A 3,898-nucleotide genomic window follows, 5' to 3' on the forward strand; every position below is an offset into this window, starting at 1 on the left:
CCGGTGCTCGTCGTGGCCGGCCAGGCCGAAGGCGTCGTCACCCTGCCGCTGGGGTATGGGCGGCGCGCGGCCGGCGGCGTCGGGGAGGGCGTCGGCTTCGATGCCTACCGCCTGCGCACCCACGCCGCGCTGACGGCGCCGCGCCCGCTGCTGCTCGAGCGCACGGGCCGTACGCACGACTTCGCGCGGCGCCAGCGCGAGGTCGACATGCAGGGGCGCGACCCCGTCCACGTCGCCGCGCTGGCGGACCTGGCCACCCTGGAACGCGAGCGGCCGCAGCGTGCATCGATGTATCCGGAACGCGCGCAGGACGAACCGCGCGACGGCTACGAATGGGGCATGGCCATCGACCTGAACGCCTGCATCGGCTGCGCTGCGTGCACCATCGCCTGCCAGGCCGAGAACAACATCCCTGTCGTCGGCAGGGAAGAGGTGCAGCGCGGCCGCAGCATGCACTGGATCCGCGTCGACCGCTACGAGGCCGGTGCGCGCACCCTGTTCCAGCCGGTGCCGTGCATGCATTGCGAGCACGCGCCGTGCGAGGAAGTGTGCCCCGTCGGCGCGACGATGCACGACAGCGAAGGCCTGAACGTGCAGGTCTACAACCGCTGCATCGGCACGCGCTTCTGCTCGAACAACTGCCCGTACAAGGTCCGGCGCTTCAACTTCCTTCAATACTCGAACCGTACGGTGGAGAGCCTCAAGGCCCTGCAGAATCCGGAGGTGACGGTGCGCCGGCGCGGCGTGATGGAGAAATGCAGCTACTGCCTGCAGCGCATCACGCGCGCCCGCATCGAGGCCGAGAAGGCCGGGCGCCGCATCCGCGACGGCGAAATGGTGACGGCGTGCCAGGCCGTGTGTCCCACGCGCGCGATCCGCTTCGGCGACCTGAACGACCCGTCCAGCGACGTCGTCGCGGCCAAGGCAACTCCGCTCGATTATCACCTGCTGGCAGAGCTCAACACGCGGCCGCGCACGAGCTATACGACGCGCGTGCTGAATCCCGATCCGGAGCTCGAATGACGACGCCGGACGCCCGTGCCGACAGCGACACCCTGCATTCGCGCGGCAGCGACGTGCTGCGCCCCGGTTGGGGTTATGCGAGCGTCACGGACAAGATCGCCGGCATCGTCCTCACGGACCATTTCGGCTGGCGCTGGTGGACCGCGTTCCTCGTGGCGTCGGCCGGCGTGGGCACGCTGCTCGCGGCCATCTCCTGGCTGCTCGTGAAGGGCATCGGCATCTGGGGCGTGGACATTCCCGTCGCGTGGGGCTATGCCATCGGCAACTTCGTGTGGTGGATCGGGATCGGCCACGCCGGCACGTTCATCTCCGCCGTCCTGCTGTTGCTGCGCCAGAAGTGGCGCACGTCGATCAACCGCTTCGCCGAGGCGATGACCCTGTTCGCGGCGGGCATCGCCGGCCTGTTCCCGATCCTGCACCTGGGCCGGCCGTGGTTCTTCTACTGGCTCGTGCCGTATCCGAACGTGATGAACGTGTGGCCCCAGTGGCGCAGCCCGCTCGTGTGGGACTTCTTCGCCATCGCCACGTATCTCACGGTGTCGCTGCTGTTCTGGTACGTCGGGCTGATCCCGGACCTGGCCACCCTGCGCGACCGCGCCGGCCAGCGCGGCGAGCGGGGACGCCAGGTCGCCTACGGCCTGCTGGCGCTGGGCTGGCGCGGCGAGGCACGCCACTGGGCCCGCTTCGAATGGGCCTATCTGCTGCTGGCCGGGCTCGCGACCCCGCTCGTCGTCTCGGTGCACACGATCGTCTCGCTCGACTTCGCGGTCGGGAACACGCCCGGCTACCACTCGACGATCTTCCCGCCATACTTCGTCGCCGGCGCGCTGTTCTCCGGCTTCGCGATGGTGCTCACGCTCGCCATCCCGCTGCGCCATGCGTTCGGCCTGCACGGCTTCATCACGGGCCGCCACCTCGCCAATGCGGCCAAGGTGCTGCTGGCGACGAGCTGGCTCGTGGCCTACGGCTACCTGGCCGAAATGTTCACGGCGTTCTACAGCGGCGACATTTACGAGCGCTACATGACGGTGAACCGCTTCATGGGGCCGTACGGTCCCGTGTACTGGGCCATGCTGACCTGCAACGTGCTCGTGCCGCAGCTGCTGTGGTTCCGGCGCGTAAGACTCAGTGTGCCTGCGTTGTTATTGCTGAGCCTCGTCATCAACTGCGGCATGTGGATGGAGCGCTTCCTCATCGTCGTCACGTCGCTGCACCGCGACTACCTGCCCTCCAGCTGGGGCATGTTCTATCCGACGGCCTGGGACTGGATCACGCTGTTCGGCTCCATCGCGCTGTTTGTCTGGCTGTTCCTGCTGTTCGTGCGCTTCCTGCCGCTGATCTCCATCGCGGAGATGCGCGAACTGGTGCGCGAGAGCGCGAAGGGGGAGGCATGAACGCCGCGCCGCAGATCTACGGCCTGCTGGCCGAATTCCCCACCGCGGACAGCCTGTGCGCCGCCGCGCGCCATGTGCGGGAGCATGGCTATACGCGGGTCGAGGCCTATTCCCCGTTCGCCATCGAGGGGCTGGACGAGATCGTCGGCGCGGACAAGGGTTGGATCGCGCCGCTCACCTTGCTGGGCGGCCTGCTGGGCGGGGCCGGTACCTATTTCCTGCAATGGTATGCGGCCGTCGTCGATTATCCGATCGACATCGGCGGGCGGCCGCTGCACAGCTGGCCCGCCTTCATCCCGGCCACGTTCGAGATCACGATCCTCGGCGCGGCGCTGGCGGCCGTGGTCACGATGCTCGTGGCGAACGGCCTGCCGCGCCTGCACCATCCGCTGTTCGAGATCGAGGAATTCGAACTGGCGAGCCGCAACCGTTTCTTCCTGTGCCTGCCCGCGCGCGATCCCGTGTTCGCGTCCGGCCCCGCGCGCGACCTCTTGGCCGAGCTGCAGCCGCTGCTGTTGCGCGAGGTGCCGGCATGAAGGGCCTGGCCTGCATCGTGATGGCGGTGTGTGCGCTGGCCGGCTGCGAGCGCGCGAAACAGGACATGTACGACCAGCCGCGCTACAAGACCTATGCCCCGAGCCCGTTGTTCGAGGATGGCGCCTCCGCGCGCCCACCCGTCGCGGGCACGGAGCCGCGCGCCCGCGGCGCGTTCGCCGACAGTTCCGGCGGCCGGGAAGGCGTCGACCTCGTGCGGCGCGATGCGGTGGCGGACGACGCGCAGACGATCCCGTATCCGGTCGACCTGGCCCTGCTGAAGCGCGGCCAGGACCGCTACACGATTTATTGCGTGCCGTGCCACAGCCCGGCCGGCGACGGCGACGGACTCGTCGTGCGGCGCGGCTTTCCGCCGCCGCCCAGCTACCACCAGGACCGGTTGCGCAATGCGCCCGACCGCCATCTGTACGACGTCATCAGCAAGGGCTACGGGGTGATGGTGCCGTATGGCGACCGCGTGGAGCCGGCCGACCGCTGGGCCATCGTGGCCTTCATCCGCGCGCTGCAACTGAGCCGGCATGCCGATGCGGCCACCTTGCCCCCGGACCTGCGCGCGCATCTCGACAAGGCCGGAGGGCAGCCATGAAGGCGATCGCGTTGCTCATCGTCGCAGCCGGCGTCGCCGTGGCCGGCTGGCGCCTCGACCTGCGCGCGCTGCTGGCCAGCTACCTGGCTGCGTGGTGGTTCGTGACGGGCGCGTTGCTGGGCGGGCTGGCCAACGTGTGGCTGCACCAGCTGACGGGCGGTGCCTGGGGCGAGACGATCCGCGCTCCGCTGCTGCGCGCGGCGCGCTGGCTGCCGCTGGCCTGCCTGCTGTTCCTGCCGCTGCTGCCCGGCGCGTCGCTGCTGTACCCGTGGCAGCACGGCGTGCCGGGCGCGCCCGATGCCGCGTTCCGCCGTCTATGGCTGAGCCCCATGTTCTTCAC

General features: G+C 69.4%; 4 protein-coding genes and 1 pseudogene. All 5 read left to right on the plus strand.

Features of this window, described 5'->3' with window-relative positions; genetic code table 11:
• On the plus strand, nucleotides 1-1,023 hold a 1,023-nt coding region (locus AC1DYX_RS28890), incomplete at its 5' end, for a 4Fe-4S dicluster domain-containing protein (RefSeq protein ID WP_477265317.1).
• Complete coding sequence (nrfD, locus tag AC1DYX_RS28895) at nucleotides 1,020-2,417, plus strand: NrfD/PsrC family molybdoenzyme membrane anchor subunit (protein ID WP_477265319.1); 1,398 nt, start codon at nucleotides 1,020-1,022, stop codon at nucleotides 2,415-2,417. The genes AC1DYX_RS28890 and nrfD, both read left to right, overlap by 4 nt.
• Complete coding sequence (locus AC1DYX_RS28900; protein ID WP_477265321.1) at nucleotides 2,414-2,953, plus strand: DUF3341 domain-containing protein; 540 nt, start codon at nucleotides 2,414-2,416, stop codon at nucleotides 2,951-2,953. The genes nrfD and AC1DYX_RS28900 overlap by 4 nt, the downstream gene beginning before the upstream one ends.
• On the plus strand, nucleotides 2,950-3,558 hold the full coding sequence (locus tag AC1DYX_RS28905) for a c-type cytochrome (protein WP_477265323.1): 609 nt from the start codon (nucleotides 2,950-2,952) through the stop codon (nucleotides 3,556-3,558). Before AC1DYX_RS28900 ends, AC1DYX_RS28905 begins: the two co-directional genes overlap by 4 nt.
• Nucleotides 3,555-3,898 (plus strand): annotated as a pseudogene (locus tag AC1DYX_RS28910) (hypothetical protein); the annotation flags it as partial. The gene AC1DYX_RS28905 and the pseudogene AC1DYX_RS28910, both read left to right, overlap by 4 nt.

This window comes from Massilia sp. P2_C2, assembly GCF_056404615.1.

Excerpts from the sequence above, each read along its gene's own strand:
- AC1DYX_RS28905 (WP_477265323.1), top strand. The coding sequence starts at position 2,950 with ATGAAGGGCCTGGCCTGCATCGTGATGGCGGTGTGTGCGCTGGCCGGC.
- nrfD (WP_477265319.1), top strand. The coding sequence starts at position 1,020 with ATGACGACGCCGGACGCCCGTGCCGACAGCGACACCCTGCATTCGCGC.
- AC1DYX_RS28900 (WP_477265321.1), top strand. The coding sequence starts at position 2,414 with ATGAACGCCGCGCCGCAGATCTACGGCCTGCTGGCCGAATTCCCCACC.